This is a genomic window from Methyloversatilis sp. (assembly GCF_051861465.1).
Taxonomy (GTDB): domain Bacteria; phylum Pseudomonadota; class Gammaproteobacteria; order Burkholderiales; family Rhodocyclaceae; genus Methyloversatilis.
Genome location: NZ_JBHYCQ010000001.1, coordinates 177201 through 192305, shown reverse-complemented (window position 1 = coordinate 192305; position 15105 = coordinate 177201). Strand labels below are relative to the sequence as shown.

15 protein-coding genes are annotated in these 15105 nt (G+C 65.6%); 5 read left to right on the top strand and 10 right to left on the bottom strand.

Annotated elements, in window-relative coordinates; genetic code table 11:
• Window positions 1–28: 28 nt before the first annotated feature.
• From murA to ACTIFF_RS00795, 10 genes are all read right to left on the bottom strand, one after another.
• Entirely contained in the window at window positions 29–1291 is a 1263-nt protein-coding gene (murA, locus tag ACTIFF_RS00840; protein WP_439535114.1) for a UDP-N-acetylglucosamine 1-carboxyvinyltransferase, read from the bottom strand.
• Between the two features lie 7 nt (window positions 1292–1298).
• Window positions 1299–1532 (bottom strand): BolA family protein, encoded by a 234-nt coding sequence (locus ACTIFF_RS00835; protein WP_257080517.1) that lies wholly within the window; start codon window positions 1530–1532, stop codon window positions 1299–1301.
• 1 nt (window position 1533) lies between these two features.
• Window positions 1534–2292 (bottom strand): ABC transporter permease, encoded by a 759-nt coding sequence (locus ACTIFF_RS00830; RefSeq protein WP_439535113.1) that lies wholly within the window; start codon window positions 2290–2292, stop codon window positions 1534–1536.
• Entirely contained in the window at window positions 2289–3203 is a 915-nt protein-coding gene (locus ACTIFF_RS00825; RefSeq protein ID WP_439535112.1) for an ABC transporter ATP-binding protein, read from the bottom strand. The genes ACTIFF_RS00830 and ACTIFF_RS00825 overlap by 4 nt, the downstream gene beginning before the upstream one ends.
• A gap of 48 nt (window positions 3204–3251) precedes the next feature.
• Window positions 3252–3548 carry an STAS domain-containing protein gene (locus tag ACTIFF_RS00820; RefSeq protein WP_439535111.1) on the bottom strand — a complete coding sequence of 99 codons (297 nt, stop codon included), beginning with the start codon at window positions 3546–3548 and terminating at the stop codon, window positions 3252–3254.
• On the bottom strand, window positions 3545–4165 hold the full coding sequence (locus tag ACTIFF_RS00815) for an MlaC/ttg2D family ABC transporter substrate-binding protein (RefSeq protein WP_439535110.1): 621 nt from the start codon (window positions 4163–4165) through the stop codon (window positions 3545–3547). The genes ACTIFF_RS00820 and ACTIFF_RS00815 overlap by 4 nt, the downstream gene beginning before the upstream one ends.
• A gap of 89 nt (window positions 4166–4254) precedes the next feature.
• Complete coding sequence (locus ACTIFF_RS00810; RefSeq protein ID WP_439535109.1) at window positions 4255–5118, bottom strand: MlaA family lipoprotein; 864 nt, start codon at window positions 5116–5118, stop codon at window positions 4255–4257.
• 32 nt (window positions 5119–5150) lie between these two features.
• A complete protein-coding gene (gene mlaD, locus ACTIFF_RS00805) occupies window positions 5151–5627 on the bottom strand; it encodes an outer membrane lipid asymmetry maintenance protein MlaD (RefSeq protein WP_439535108.1) in 477 nt (158 codons plus the stop codon).
• Window positions 5624–6412: a lipid asymmetry maintenance ABC transporter permease subunit MlaE gene (gene mlaE, locus ACTIFF_RS00800; protein WP_069039422.1), complete on the bottom strand. Its 789-nt coding sequence runs from the start codon at window positions 6410–6412 to the stop codon at window positions 5624–5626. Before mlaE ends, mlaD begins: the two co-directional genes overlap by 4 nt.
• Window positions 6409–7230: an ABC transporter ATP-binding protein gene (locus tag ACTIFF_RS00795; protein ID WP_306477012.1), complete on the bottom strand. Its 822-nt coding sequence runs from the start codon at window positions 7228–7230 to the stop codon at window positions 6409–6411. Before ACTIFF_RS00795 ends, mlaE begins: the two co-directional genes overlap by 4 nt.
• Window positions 7231–7334: 104 nt before the next feature.
• Here ACTIFF_RS00795 and ACTIFF_RS00790 point away from each other — a divergent pair, with 104 nt between their 5' ends.
• From ACTIFF_RS00790 to ACTIFF_RS00770, 5 genes are all read left to right on the top strand, one after another.
• Window positions 7335–8786 (top strand): sigma-54-dependent transcriptional regulator, encoded by a 1452-nt coding sequence (locus tag ACTIFF_RS00790; RefSeq protein WP_439535107.1) that lies wholly within the window; start codon window positions 7335–7337, stop codon window positions 8784–8786.
• Between the two features lies 1 nt (window position 8787).
• Window positions 8788–10248: an AAA family ATPase gene (locus ACTIFF_RS00785; RefSeq protein ID WP_439535106.1), complete on the top strand. Its 1461-nt coding sequence runs from the start codon at window positions 8788–8790 to the stop codon at window positions 10246–10248.
• A 199-nt stretch (window positions 10249–10447) separates the two neighbouring features.
• The gene (locus tag ACTIFF_RS00780; protein WP_439535105.1) at window positions 10448–12112 is read left to right on the top strand and encodes a secretin N-terminal domain-containing protein; all 1665 of its coding nucleotides are present in this window, start codon (window positions 10448–10450) and stop codon (window positions 12110–12112) included.
• On the top strand, window positions 12109–13359 hold the full coding sequence (locus tag ACTIFF_RS00775; RefSeq protein ID WP_439535104.1) for a tetratricopeptide repeat protein: 1251 nt from the start codon (window positions 12109–12111) through the stop codon (window positions 13357–13359). The genes ACTIFF_RS00780 and ACTIFF_RS00775 overlap by 4 nt, the downstream gene beginning before the upstream one ends.
• A 4-nt stretch (window positions 13360–13363) precedes the next feature.
• Entirely contained in the window at window positions 13364–15103 is a 1740-nt protein-coding gene (locus ACTIFF_RS00770; RefSeq protein WP_439535103.1) for a GspE/PulE family protein, read from the top strand.
• The last annotated feature ends 2 nt before the right edge of the window (window positions 15104–15105 follow it).

Sequence of the window (15105 nt, the reverse complement as noted above, 5' to 3'; positions counted from 1 at the left end):
AGTCGGCCGCGGGAACGTCGATGGCAGGTCAGGACAGGCGCCTGACGGTGGCGCCGAGCGCGGTCAGTTTCTGTTCGATGCGCTCATAGCCGCGATCCAGATGATAGATGCGTTCGATCACGGTTTCACCGCGCGCCACGAGGCCGGCGATGATCAGTCCGGCCGACGCGCGCAGATCGGTCGCCATGACGGTCGCCCCATCGAGCTGCGCCACACCCTGCACCACCGCGGTGTTGCCGTCGATGCGGATATCCGCGCCCAGCCTCGCCAGTTCGACCGCATGCATGAAGCGATTCTCGAAAATCGTTTCGCGGATGATGGACGTGCCTTCGGCCAGCGCATTGATTGCCATGAACTGCGCCTGCATGTCGGTCGGAAAGGCCGGATAGGGCGCCGTACGGATCGAAACCGCCTTCAGCCGTTGCGGCGCCCGCAGCACGATGGCTTCAAAGGACGGCGACTTCTCGGTGCGGATGTCGCAGCCGGCATCCATCAGCTTGTCGACCACGGCATCGAGGTAAGCGGCCGACGTGCCGGTCAGGCGGATTTCGCCGCCGGTGGCGGCCGCCGCGCACAGATAGGTACCGGTTTCGATGCGGTCCGGCATGATGCGATGTGTCGCGCCATGCAGTCGCTCGACGCCCTGAATGCGGATCACGTCGCTGCCGGCGCCTGAAATGCGCGCGCCCATGGCGACCAGACAGTTCGCCAGATCGACGACTTCCGGCTCGCGGGCGGCATTCTCGATCACCGTTTCGCCATCGGCCAGCACGGCCGCCATCATCAGGTTTTCGGTGCCGGTCACGGTCACCATGTCGGTGAACAGGCGCGCGCCACGCAGGCGCGACGTGCGCGCGACGACATAGCCGTGTTCCACCGCAATGTCGGCGCCCATCGCAGTCAGACCTTTGATGTGCTGATCGACCGGTCGCGCGCCGATCGCGCAGCCGCCGGGCAGCGACACCTTCGCCTCGCCGCAGCGAGCCACCAGCGGGCCGAGCACCAGAATGGACGCCCGCATGGTTTTCACCATTTCGTAGGGCGCCAGCGGATTGTCCAGCCCGGATGCGTCCAGGGTGACGACCGAGCCGTCGCGCTGCACGGCCACACCCATCTGCGCCAGCAACTTGAGCATGGTGCCGATGTCGTTGAGCTGCGGCACATTGGTCAGCGTCAATGGCTCACGTGTCAGCAGCGCGGCGCACAGGATGGGCAGCGCCGCATTCTTCGCACCCGACATCTCGGCCTCGCCCTGCAGGCGATGACCGCCTTCGATCAACAGCTTGTCCATCGTGCGTTCAGGCCTTCCACTCGGCCGGCGTCAGCGTCTTCATCGACAGCGCGTGGATTTCCTCGCGCATGCGATCACCCAGCGCGGCGTACACGAGCTGGTGACGGCGGATGCGGGTCAGACCGTCGAAGGCCGCGGACACGATGACCGCCTCGAAGTGCTGGCCGTCACCGGACACCTGACAGTGGTCACAGGCGATGCCGGCTGTGATGGAGGACTCAATGCTTTGCGGAGTAACCATATCAACTTCTCAATTTGTAGCCGCGGGCCAGCATGTTCAGGGTGGCATAGGTCAACGCCACGAAACTGCCGCCCGCGACGAGGGCGCTGATCCATGGCGAAACATCCGACTGGCCGAAAAAGCCGTAACGGAAACCATCGATCATGTAGAAAAACGGATTGACGTGCGACACCGTCTGCCAGAACGCCGGCAGCGAGTGAATGGAGTAGAACACACCAGACAGGAAGGTGAGCGGCATCACGACGAAATTCTGGAAGGCTGCAAGCTGGTCGAACTTGTCGGCCCAGATGCCGGCGATCACACCCAGGCTGGCCAGGATGGCGCCGCCCAGGGTGGCAAAAAAAAGTATCCACAGCGGATGCGCATACGGCAAGTCGACGAACCACAGCGTCACCAGCCAGACGCCGGCGCCGACCACCAGCCCGCGGATGACCGCCGCCAGCACGTAGGCGGCGTAGAACTCGCGATACGAAATCGGCGGCAGCAGCACGAACACGATGTTGCCGGTCACCTTCGACTGGATCAGCGACGAGGAACTGTTGGAGAACGCGTTCTGCAGCAGGCTCATCATCACCAGACCGGGTACCAGGAAAGCCGTGTAGCTCACGCCACCATACACTTCGACCTGACGGTCGAGCACGTGCGAAAACACCAACAGGTAGAGCAACGCGGTCAGTACCGGTGCGCCGACGGTCTGGAAGCCGACCTTCCAGAAGCGCAGCACCTCCTTGTATAGAAGGGTACGCAGCGCAATGCTCACGCGGCCTCCTGCATGATGGAGATGAACACGTCTTCCAGATCCGGACGGACCAGTTCGATCTCTTCCAGTCCGACGCCAGCGGCGTGCAGGCGGGCGAGACAGGCGCTCACTGCATCGGCGTTGTCGAGCGAAAGCGCAACGCGCCCGTCTGCAGTCGCGCGCGCGGCGGCGCGCAGATCGGCTGGCAGCGCGACGTCGCCGCGCAAGCGAAGGCGCAGCGACTGCTGGATCGGCCGCGCCAGCAGATCAGCCGTATTGTCGAGTGCTATCACCCGCCCCTGCTTCAGCATGGCGATGCGCCCGCACAGGCTTTCCGCTTCTTCCAGATAGTGGGTGGTCAGCACGATGGTGTGGCCCTGCCGGTTCAGGTCGCGCACAAAGGCCCACAGGCCCTGGCGCAGCTCGACATCGACACCGGCGGTCGGTTCGTCCAGCACGATGACCGGCGGCCGGTGCACCAGCGCCTGCGCGACCAGCACCCGCCGCTTCATGCCACCCGACAGCGCACGCATGTTCACGTCAGCCTTCGTGTGGAGGTCGAGGTGATGCAGGATTTCGTCTATCCAGTCATCGTTGCGGCGCAGGCCGAAGTAGCCGGACTGGATGCGCAGCGTTTCGCGCACCGTGAAAAAGGGATCGAACACGAGTTCCTGCGGCACCACCCCCAGATTGCGCCGTGCGTCGCGATAGTCGGCCACCACGTCGTGCCCCATCACCCGTATCACGCCGGAATCGGCGCGGCCGAGTCCGGCAAGCAGGGAAATCAGCGTGGTCTTGCCGGCACCGTTCGGGCCAAGAAGGCCGAAGAATTCGCCCTGCCGCACGGTCAGCGAGACGTGATCGAGTGCCTGAAGCGAGCCATATCGCTTGCAGACGCCATCGATCAGCAAGGCGGCGGACGGATCAGACATGGACATGCGTCGGGACGGGCACCGCTGCGGTGCCGGGAAAGACAGCGATCAGCGTGCGGAGGACGCGGCGTCAAGTCCGCAGAACGACGACACTTCGTACAGGTTGGACAGGCTGAGCAGTCCGTCTGGCGCACCGACGACCGGCAGCGGGCCAGTCGAACCGGACGATGCACGTTCCCAGGCGAGCAGCACGGCGATGGCAGCCGAATCCACTTCCTTCACACCGGACAGATCGATCGACCGGGCGGATCCGATCAATGCGAGACCGGCGTCGCGCAGACTGACCGCCTCGGCCAGACGCATCGCACCGGTCACCCGCAGCACATCGCCATCCAGAGCGATCATTTTGCAGCGGCTGCCGGCGGGGAATTCTTGGAACGCAAGGACTTGACCAGACCGTCGACGCCGCCGGCACGAATTTCGGAGGCGAAGGTTTCGCGATAATTGGTCACCAGGCTCACGCCTGCGACGCTCACATCGTAGACCTTCCAGCCTTCACCGTTCTTTTCGAGCGCATAGTCGATCGGGATCGGCCGACCGCCTGCACGAACGACCTTAGTCTTGACGGTCACGTCGGTCTGCTCGGGCGTCATGCGGAACGGATCGAATTCGACCGTCTCGTTCTTGTAGCTGGTCAGCGCGTTCGAATAGGTGCGGACCAGCAGCGTACGAAACTCGGTGATCAACTGACCCTTCTGCTCGTCCGACGCGTTTGCCCACTCGCGACCCATGGCCAGCTGCGTCATGCGCGAGAAATTGAAGTGCGGGATCACCTGGGTTTCCACCAGTTCTGCCGCACGCTTCTTGTCGCCCGCCTTGATGGCTGCATCGGTTCGCAGGGTGTTCAGCACCTCTTCGGTGACTTCCTTCACGAGCGTGTCGGGCGTCTTCGCGACGTTCGCCTGGGCACCGGCGCTCAGGGCGAAACTCAGCAGAAACAGTTGAAATATGCGTTTGAACATGGGTTCTCCCAGATGAAAAAGGCCTGTCGCCATGCGACAGGCCGTTATGACCCTACCGCCCCGCCAGACTGGCCGGGGCACTGAAGCGGTCAGTTCGACGCTACGGCAAGCTCCGTCGAAGCCTGCGAACTCATGGCATCAACGCCCATGGTGGCAGGTGTGCCGACAAGCATGAAGCGCCAAGTTGCTTCAATCGGTAACATGGCCATCAGGTTTTCGCTCGGCGAAAGCTGTGCGAACGGGCTTTCACGCGGTGCGTTTCCGTCATAGATCAGGCTGCGGCGACGCTGCAGATACGCATCGCGCACGTAAGCGTACTTGTCGAGCGCGGCGGCTTCGATCGCGCTTTCGGCCTTCAGGAAATCGGCGCGCATATCGATGGCACGCAGCGCAAGGGCGGAATTGCGGACCGAGACCGGATCATGATTGGCGACCGGATCGATCCAGACATCCACCAGGAAACCGCCGGTATCACGCAGGGTGCGCGGCCCGATGATCGGCAGCACGACATACGCGCCATCGCCCACACCCCAGCGACCCAACGTCTGGCCGAAATCTTCCTCGTGCTTTTCCAGACCCATGCCGGTGGCGACGTCGAACAGGCCGACGATGCCGATGGTCGTGTTGATCACCACGCGCCCGACGTCGGACAGTGCTTCACCCGGCTTGCCCTGGATCAGGTTGTTGAAACCGATCCACAGGTCGGCAATGTTGCCGAAGAAATTCGACACACCGGTCTGGACAGGCGTCGGCGTGATGTAGTCATAGCCTTGCGCGACGGGTTTGATGACCGCCTTGTCTACCGTTTCGTTGAACGAAAAGACCGCGCGGTTGAATCCTTCGATCGGATCCTTCGGATTGCCCGAGGTCGCACATCCGGTCATCAGCGTTGCAGCAATGGCTGCAGCGAGCACCGGACGCATGTTGGATGTCTGCTTTTTTGTATGGGTCATCTGGCGAGCTTCCCGGCTATGCGTTACGCACATCACTGCTCGGGAGCCTGCGGGCTCTCGGCAGCCTTGTTGAACATGAACTGACTGATCAGCTTTTCAAGCACTACCGCAGACTGCGTCTTCGTTATCGTTGCGCCGGCGGCGAGCACTTCCGTATCGCCACCGACTTCAAACCCGATGTACTGTTCGCCAAGCAAGCCCGACGTCAGGATCGTCGCAAACGTGTCTCGCGGGAAAACATACCGCTTATCGACATCCATCTTGACCACCGCGACATAAAGAGTGGGGTCAAAGGTGATTTCCGTCACCCGCCCGACCACAACACCCGAACTTTTTACGGGCGCACGCGGTTTGAGGCCACCGATGTTATCAAAGTTGGCTTGCAGCCTGTATGTCTCGCCTATGTTAGCGGACGCAAGGTTGCCGACCTTTAGTGCCAGAAACAACACTGCGGCCACGCCGATCGCCACGAACACACCGACCCAGAGGTCGAGCACAGTACGGTTCATCCGTTACCCCTGAACATGAAGGATGTAAGCACAAAGTCCAGCGCCAGAATGGTAAGCGCTGAATTGACAACTGTCCGCGTGATCGCGCGCGACACGCCCTCGGCAGTGGGGGCCGAATCGTAACCTTCGAAAACCGCGATCAGCGACACCGCAAAACCGAACACCACGCTCTTGATGATGCCGTTCACGATGTCGTAGCGGAAATCGACCGATGCCTGCATCTGCGACCAGAACGCACCATCATCGACGCCGATGAACACGACACCGATGAACCAGGCGCCGAACACGCCCATCATCGAGAACAGCGCGGCCAGCAGCGGCATTGAAATGACGCCACCCCAGAAGCGCGGCGCGACGACGCGTGCGATCGGATCGACCGCCATCATGTCCATCGCCTTGAGCTGCTCGGTCGTCTTCATCAGCCCGATTTCGGCCGTCAGCGCCGAACCTGCGCGGCTGGCGAACAGCAGCCCGGCAACCACCGGCCCCAGTTCCCGCACCAGCGACAGCGCCACCAGAATGCCCAGCGCTTCGCTCGAACCGTAGCGCTGCAGCGTTTCGTACCCCTGCAGACCGAGCACCAGACCAACGAAGAAGCCGGACACCATGATGATGATCAGCGACAGCACGCCGGTCGAAAACACCTCGCGAATAGTCAGCGAGAAGCGCGAAAACGCTGTGCCCGAGCGCATCAGCACGGCAACGAAGAAGCGGCTGGCGAAGCCGAGCCGCCACAGACCGTCGAGCGTGCGCGCCCCCATCGAGCGAAGCACCCGGGCGATCATGCGTGCGTCTCCATCAGGGTTGTCCTGTAATCGTCACCCGGAAAATGGAACGGCAGCGGCCCGTCAATCTCCGCGTTGACGAATTGATGCACGAACGGATCGGTCGAGGCACGGATCTCGTCCGGCGTGCCTTCGGCCACCACCTTGCCGGCCGAAAGGAAATACAGGTAGTCGACGATTTCCAGCGATTCGTGCACGTCGTGCGTCACCATGATCGAACTGGCGCCAAGTGCGTCATTGAGCCGGCGGATCAACTGACCGACCACGGCAAGGGAAATCGGATCAAGCCCGGCGAACGGCTCGTCGTACATGATGAGCATCGGGTCGAGCGCCACGGCTCGGGCCAGTGCGACGCGACGCGCCATGCCGCCCGACAGTTCGGCCGGCATCAGTTTCCATGCGCCGCGCAACCCGACGGCATGCAGCTTGGTCATGACCAGGTCACGGATCATGTCGGGCGGCAGGTCGGTATGTTCGCGCAACGGAAAGGCCACGTTGTCGAACACGTTCAGGTCGGTAAACAGCGCGCCGAACTGGAACAGCATGCCCATGCGCCGCCTGGCCGCATACATTTCGCGACGCGACAGCCGCGCAAGCTCCTGCCCGTCCACCGTCAGGTGGCCCGCCGTCGGCTTGAGCTGACCGCCGATCAGGCGCAGCAGCGTCGTCTTCCCGCAGCCGCTGCCGCCCATGATGGCGACCAGCTTGCCGCGCGGAATGCGCAGGTTGATGCCGGAAAGAATGGGCCGCGTGTCGTAGGCAAAGTCGACGTTCTTCAAGTCGACCAGGATGTCGTTGGCCGGAGGGGACAGTGACACGAGAACAGAGTATGCAGGTAGCAGGGAGCGCGATTGTAGCAGAGGCGCCCCACAGGCCGCAGCGACGCTTCCGGATGCGCCATCGGCGTGCGCTATCATCGGTCATGACTTTCGCGAACGCTGCCCGCCCGACGAAAACCGAAGCGCCGCGGCCCGGACTGCTGATCGTCGACGACGATCCGCTGATTGCCGATTCACTCAGCTTCCTGCTCGAGGCGGATTTCCTCGTCACCAGCCGCGCCTCTCGCGGTGCGGCCATCGCATGGCTGCGCGAACAGCAGGCGGCACCGAAGCTGGCGCTGATCGATCTTGGCCTGCCGCCCTGCCCGCATCGCCCGGATGAAGGCTACGCACTGATCGCCGATCTGCTGGCCCACGCGCCGGACACCCGCATCGTGGTGCTGTCCGGCCAGGGGGAGGAAGGCCTCGCTCGCCATGCGCGGGCCCTGGGCGCCACGGAATTCGTGTCCAAACCGGCGCAGCCCGCAGCGCTGCATGCACTGCTGCGCCAGCTGGCCGAAACCTGCAGGCCGCCACCTCCCGCCCTGCCGGCGCTGATCGGCGACAGCGAACCGGTGATCCGGCTGCGCGCACAGATCGTGCAGTACGCAGACCTGCCGTATCCGGTGCTGGTGGAAGGCGAATCGGGCACCGGCAAGGACATTGTCGCCAACTGCCTGCACGCCGGCACGACGCGTGGCGGCCAGCCCTTTCTGGCGCTCAACTGCGCCGCCATTTCGCCCAGTCTGGTCGAGCCGACGTTGTTCGGCCATGCGCGCGGCGCGTTCACCGGCGCGCAGACGGCACGCGCCGGCTATTTCGAGGAGGCCGCGTCGGGCAGCCTGTTCCTCGACGAAATTGGCGAACTGCCGCTCGACCTCCAGGCCAAGCTGCTGCGCGTGCTCGAGAACGGTGAGTACCAGCGGGTGGGCGAAACGCAGTTGCGCCGTTCGAACGCGCGCATCATCGCGGCCACCAATCGCGATCTGAGCGAGGAAGTCCGCGCCGGGCGTTTCCGGTCGGATCTCTACCACCGGCTCAGCGTGTTCACGATCACCCTGCCGGCCCTGCGCGACATGGGCAGCGACCGGCTTCACCTGCTCGAGCACTTCCGCGGGCAGTTCTGCGCCCAGCTTGAACGGCAGCCGTTTTCGCTGGCGGCCGATGCACGCGCGGCCTGGCTGGCCTACGGCTTTCCCGGCAATGTGCGCGAACTGCGCAACATCGTCATCCGGTTGTCGACCAAGTATCCGGGCCGCGAAGTGGGACTGGCCGAACTGCAGGCGGAATTCGACCCGGCCGGCAACACACCGGCCGCGCCGGCGCTGCACGACGCATCCGCGCGCGAGCTGTCGGATGTTGCACTCGACGAGCTGCGCGCCGGCGGCTTCCGGCTCGACGCCCGGCTGCGCGAATGGGAAAGCGCCTATATAGATGCCGCCATGCGGCTGGCGCGCGGCAATGTGAGCGCGGCGGCACGTCTGCTAGGCATCGCGCGCACGACGCTTTACCACCGCATGGACGCGCCGGATACCGACGTCGGACGCGGCGACTGACATGTATCTCGAACACTTCGGCCTGCGCGAATCGCCGTTCCGCATCACCCCGCATGCCGATTTCTTCTTCGGTGGCGCGAACCGCCGGGCACTGCTCGACGCGCTGGTCTATGCGCTCGGTCGCGAAGAGGGGCTGGTCAAGGTCAGTGGCGAAGTCGGCACCGGCAAGACCATGCTGGCGCGGGTGCTGATCGATCATCTTCCCGCCCATCTGCGCGCCATCTATCTCGCCGACCCGCTGATGAATCGCGGCGAACTGCTCGCCGTGCTGGCCGACGAGCTCGGCTGCGCACCCGCCACCGGCAGCGATGGCAGCGCGCACCGGCTGCTGCGTGCGGTGCAGGAGGCGCTGGTGGCCGAATTCGCCGCCGGCCGCCAGATCGTGCTGCTGATCGACGAGGCGCATGCGATGCCGGCGGAAACGCTGGAACAGATCCGCTTGCTGTCCAACCTCGAATCCGAACGCCACAAGCTGATCAAGATCGCGCTGTTCGGCCAGCCGGAGCTGGACGACCTGCTGGCGCGCACCGACATGCGGCAACTGAAGGACCGCATCACCCAGCATTTCCGGCTCGACCCGCTGCAGCCGGACGACGTCGGCACCTACATCGATTTCCGCATGCGCGCCGCCGGCTATCGCGGACCGAACGTGTTCGACGCCGCCTCGGTGACACGCATCGCGCGTGATTCGGGCGGCCTGACTCGACGCATCAACATCCTGGCCGACAAGGCGCTGCTGGCGGCGTTTGCGCGCGGCGCACACGGCGTCACGGCAGCCGACGCCACGCGTGCGTTCGCCGACACCGAACTGCGCGTGCCGGCACCGGGCGGCGCCACGCCGACGCGGCTGGCGCTCGCGGTCGCGGCATCCGTCGTGCTGCTGGCCGCCGGTTTTCTGCTCGGGCGCAGTATGGACCGGGTGCCCTCCGAAGCAGCCCCCCCGGCAGCGGCCGCCGGCGGTACGGCCGCCCCGGCCGGCCGTGCGCCGGATCTGCCGCCCGCTGCCGCTCCGGAGACTGAACAGACCCCACCGGCAGCCCCGGCGGGCGAACCCTCCATCCCGCCGGGGCTGCCGGACGCCATCGCTTCAGCCCCGCCCGACGCTTTAGCGGAACCGGCAGCGCAACCCCCCGTGCCTGATGACGACCTGACGTCGCTGCTGGCATCGAGCAAGTCATGGACGACCTCGGCGCCCGACGACCGCTGGTTCATCCAGCTGATGTCGGCCCCGGTCGCCCAGGGCGAACAGGTCGAGCGCTACGTACGGCGCGCCCGGCGTACCCTCGACGCACAGCAGTTGCGGGCCTATCGCGCAGACACTGCGGGCGGCACCCAGCTGGCGGTGATCTACGGCGACTTTCCGGACCAGCGCTCTGCGCAGCAGGCGCTCGCCACGCTGCCCGACTGGATCGCCACCGCGCGGCCGATTGCGCGGCCGGTGCGCAGCCTGCGCCAGCCCTGAAAATGCCAAAGGCATTGACGGAACAGGGCTGGCTGCGCATCATGTTGATCGACCCCGGATTCCGCGTACCATCCGAATTCAGCTTCATTCCGAGTCACCGTCCGTCTCCGTGCCCATGACAGCATTGCTGCGCCCCGTTCTGCCCTGCGCCGTGATGGCGGCCCTGCTTGCCGGTTGTGCGGCGCACACCCCCCAGCCGATGTCGGATGCCCACGTCGTGGCGAAGAAGGCTGACGGTGCGGCCAGCGCGGCGCGCGAAGGCATCCCGCCGCCGGTCGCCCGCCCGCTGTCGCCGCCCCAGCCGCAGCCGCGGCACAAGTCGGAAACCTACAGCGTGGTGGTCAACCGGGTGCCGGTGAACGAATTGCTGTTCGCGCTGGCGCGTGACGCCAAGGTGAATGTGGACATCCACCCCGGCATCGAGGGTGCGGTCACGCTGAACGCGATCGACCAGACGCTGCCGCAGTTGCTCACCCGCATCGCCACCCAGGTCGACATGCGTTTCGAACTCGACGGACCGAATCTGGTCGTGATGCCCGACGCGCCGTACCTGCGCAGCTACCGGGTCGACTACGTGAACATGTCGCGCGACGTGACCGGTGCGGTGTCGATCAACACGCAGATCGCCTCGACCAGTTCTGCTGCGGTCACCGGCACCGGCGGCACTGCGAATGTCGCCACGCAGACCGGCAATGCCGGCAACAGCTCCAGCACCCGGATCGAGAACGTGGCAAAGAACCGCTTCTGGGAATCGCTCGAACGCAATATCCGCGACCTGCTGCACGAAACCGACAAGCTGATGCCGGACACGATGAGCGAACCCGCAGTCACGCCGGTTGCGGGCACCGACCCGGCGGTTGTCGCACCACCGGTCGAGCGACGGGCCACCTTCCGCGAGGCGGCGTCGGTCATCCTGAACGCCGAAACCGGCGTCATCAATGTGCGCGCCACCTCGCGCCAGCACGAAAAGGTGCAGGAATTCATCAGCCAGGTGACGCGCATCGCGCGTCGCCAGGTGCTGATCGAAGCGACCATCGCCGAGGTGCAGCTGACCGACAACTACCAGCAGGGCATCGACTGGACTGCCTTTGCCGGCGGCGGAAAACGCGGCGGCGCCACGGTGTCGCTGAACACCACCTCGACCGATCTGACCACCAATGCGCCGTTCGCCATCGGTCTGGGCCGCAACCGCGAGCTGGTCGACAGCATCAAGCTGCTCGAAACCTACGGCGACGTGAAGGTGCTGTCGAGCCCCAAGCTGTCGGTGCTGAACAACCAGACCGCGCTGCTCAAGGTGGTCAACAACATCGTCTATTTCGAGATCAAGTCCGACGTGGTCGCCAATACCAACACGCAGGCCGTGCGCAGTTTTACCGCCACACCGCGCTCGGTCTCGGTCGGCCTGGTGATGGCGGTCACGCCGCAGATCAGCGCCGACGGCTTCGTGCTGCTGAACGTGCGGCCGACCATTTCGCGCAAGGTGGGCGACGCGCAGGATCCGACGCCCGACCTGAGCTCACCCAATCTGGTGCCGGTCATCCAGACGCGCGAACTCGAATCGGTCATGCGCGTGGCCAGCGGCGAAACCGCGGTGCTCGGCGGTCTGATGCAGGACGAACTGAACTACCGCCGCGACAGCATTCCCGGCGTATCCGCGCTGCCCTTCATCGGCGCTCTGCTGTCGGCGCGCAACGAAACTTCGCGCAAGACCGAACTGGTCGTGCTGATCCGTCCGGTCGTGATCGAAGACGCCAGCCTCGACGGTGACTACCGATCGCTGGTGGAGTCGCTGCCGGACGAGCGCTTCATGAAACCGACCTTCCCGCTGCCCGGCGCGAACCGGAAAGTGGAGCCTGCGCAGTGAGCCTGCTGCTCGAAGCGCTGAAGAAGGCTGAGGCCGCCAAGCGGCGCGAGGAAGACCCGGCAGCCGAAAGCGAAGCTGCGCCGGCAGCGGTCGCGCCACCGGCGCGCATCACGCCGGCCCATGAACTGGAACTGATCGACGACGAATTCGCCCAGGCCGCGCGCTTCGCCGGGCTCGACGTACCGGAGCCGCGACCGGCCACGCCCCCCTCACCTCAGCCCGGCGCCGAAGCAGCGCGCGTGCTGTTCGACGCCAAGCGACCGGCGCCGCGCGGCAAGTCGCCGCTCACCTGGCTGCTCGGTGTGGCCGGCCTGCTGCTGCTCGGCATCGTCGGCTGGGTCATGTGGCAGATCGGTCTGCTGGACAGCGGCCGGGCCGTCGCACCGGCCGCCTCCCTGTCGCCGCCGGCGGCGCGCATCGCGACGCCCATGCCCACGCCCGCACCCGTGCCTTCGCCTGCGCAATCCGCTGCGTCCGTCGCCGTGGTTGCACCGTCGTCACTGGCCGCTGGTGCGTCAGTGACCGCCCCCGCAGCGCTGCCCGATGACGCATTGGCGGCCGCGCCGTCCAGCCGCTTCCTGTCCGGTCAGCTCGCCGCCGATGCGCCGGCAGCGAAGCCGCCGCCCGCTGCAGCGCCCGCTGCGCCACCCATCCGCATCACCCGTAATGCCCCGGTCATTCCGCAGGACATCAACGAAGGCTATGCGGCGTTCAACGCAGGCGAGTACGACCGCGCGCGCGTCGCCTACGAACGCGCGCTGCGTGCCGATCCGCGCAATCCGGATGCGCTGCACGGCCTGATGGCGCTGGCCGACGTCCGGGGCGATGCGCAGCAGGCGCGCATGCTGTTGCGGCGCATCGCGGAAATCGATCCGGCCGATCCGTCGGTGCAGGTGGCGCTGAGCGAAAACGTCGACCCGGTCGCACAGGAGGCACGGCTGCTGAACATCGCCGCGGCGCAGCCGCAATCGGCACCCGCTGCATTCGCGCTCTGCAATCTGTATGCCGGACAGGCCCGCTGGCGCGAAGCGCAGCAGGCCTATTTCAACGCCTGGACGCTGGCGCCCGACCAGCCTGACCACGCGTACAACCTTGCCGTGAGCCTCGACCAGCTGCGTCAGCCACGTCTGGCGCTGCAGTACTACCGTGAAGCCATGACGTTGCGCAGCCAGCGTTCGGCCGCCTTCGACGCAGACGCGGTGGCCGCCCGCATTGCCGCGCTGCAGGCCGCGCCGGAAGGGCCCTGAGCACATGAACTCGCCGGCCAACGCACCGCGCCGCCCGCTCGGCCAGTTACTGCTGGCGCAGGGTCTGGTGACCGAGGACCAGTTGCGCATCGCGCTGCAGGAACAGCAGAAGCTGAACATTCCGATGGGTCGCCTGCTGGTGCAGCTGGGCTTCGTCAGCGAAGCCACTTTGCGCGAGGCACTCGGCGTCACGCTGGGCAAGCGCACGGTGGATCTGTCGCATGCGCTGATCGACGCCGACGCCCTGCGACTGGTGCCGCAGGCGCTGGCCAAGCGGCACCGGCTGCTGCCGCTGAACTACCTCGTCAGCGAGCGCAAGCTGACGGTTGCCATATCCGACGTGAATGACATCGTCGCGCTTGACCAGTTGCGTGCGCTGCTGCCGGAAGGCATCGAGCTGGAAACCGTGCTGGCCGGGGAGACTGAAATCGCGCACGCGATCGATCAGTCCTACGGCCATGAACTGTCGATCGAAGGCATCCTGACCGAGCTGGAAACCGGCGAGGTCGATTACCGCGCACTGGCCTCCTCGGCCGACGAATACAGCCAGCCGGTGGTGCGCCTGATCGACGCGCTGCTGACCGATGCGGTCAAGCGCGGCGCCTCCGACATCCACTTCGAACCGGAAGCCGGCTTCCTGCGCATCCGCTACCGCATCGACGGCCTGCTGCGGCAGATCCGCGCGCTGCACCGCTCGTACTGGCCGGCGATGGCGGTGCGCATCAAGGTGGTGGCCGGCATGAACATCGCCGAAATGCGCGCGCCGCAGGACGGTCGCATTTCGCTCACCATCAGCGGCCGGCCGGTCGATTTCCGCGTGTCGTCGCAACCGACACTGCACGGCGAAAACATCGTGCTGCGCATCCTCGACCGGGCGCGCGGCATCGTCGCGCTCGACGAACTGGGGCTGGCCGATTCGCAGCTCGACCAGCTGAAGCTGATGATCGCCCGGCCCGAAGGCATCATCCTCGCCACGGGCCCGACCGGCAGCGGCAAGACCACTACGCTGTACTCGGTGCTCAACCACATCAATTCCGAGGGCGTGAACATCATGACCCTGGAAGATCCGGTCGAATACCCGATGGCGCTGATCCGCCAGACTTCGGTCGCCGAGGCGGTCAAGCTCGATTTCGCGAACGGCGTGCGCTCGATGATGCGGCAGGATCCGGACATCATCCTGGTGGGCGAAATCCGCGATGCCGAAACCGCCGAGATGGCCTTTCGCGCCGCGATGACCGGCCACCAGGTGTATTCCACGCTGCACACCAACTCGGCGCTCGGCGCGATCCCGCGCCTGCTCGACATCGGCATCCTGCCCGACATCATGGCCGGCAACATCATCGGCATCATGGCGCAGCGCCTGTTGCGCAAGCTGTGCCTGTACTGCCGAAAGGCGCGACCGGCCGAGGCGCACGAAATCCATCTGCTCGGTCTGCGCGAGGACCGCGCAGCGCCGGACATCCACGATGCGGTCGGCTGCCCGGCGTGCGAATTCACCGGCTACCGCGGCCGGCTGGCAGTGATGGAACTGCTGCGCATGGATTCCGACCTCGACGAACTGGTGGCCCGGCGCGCCACGGCGCGCGAGCTGCGCAACGCCGCCCGCGCCAAGGGCTTCCGCTCGCTGGCCGAAGACGGTCTGCGGCGCGTCATCGACGGCTCGACTTCGCTGGACGAACTGGCACGCGTGGTCGATCTCACCGAACGCATGGCCCAGAGCGGTCCGGACTGGTACGCGCGCTGACG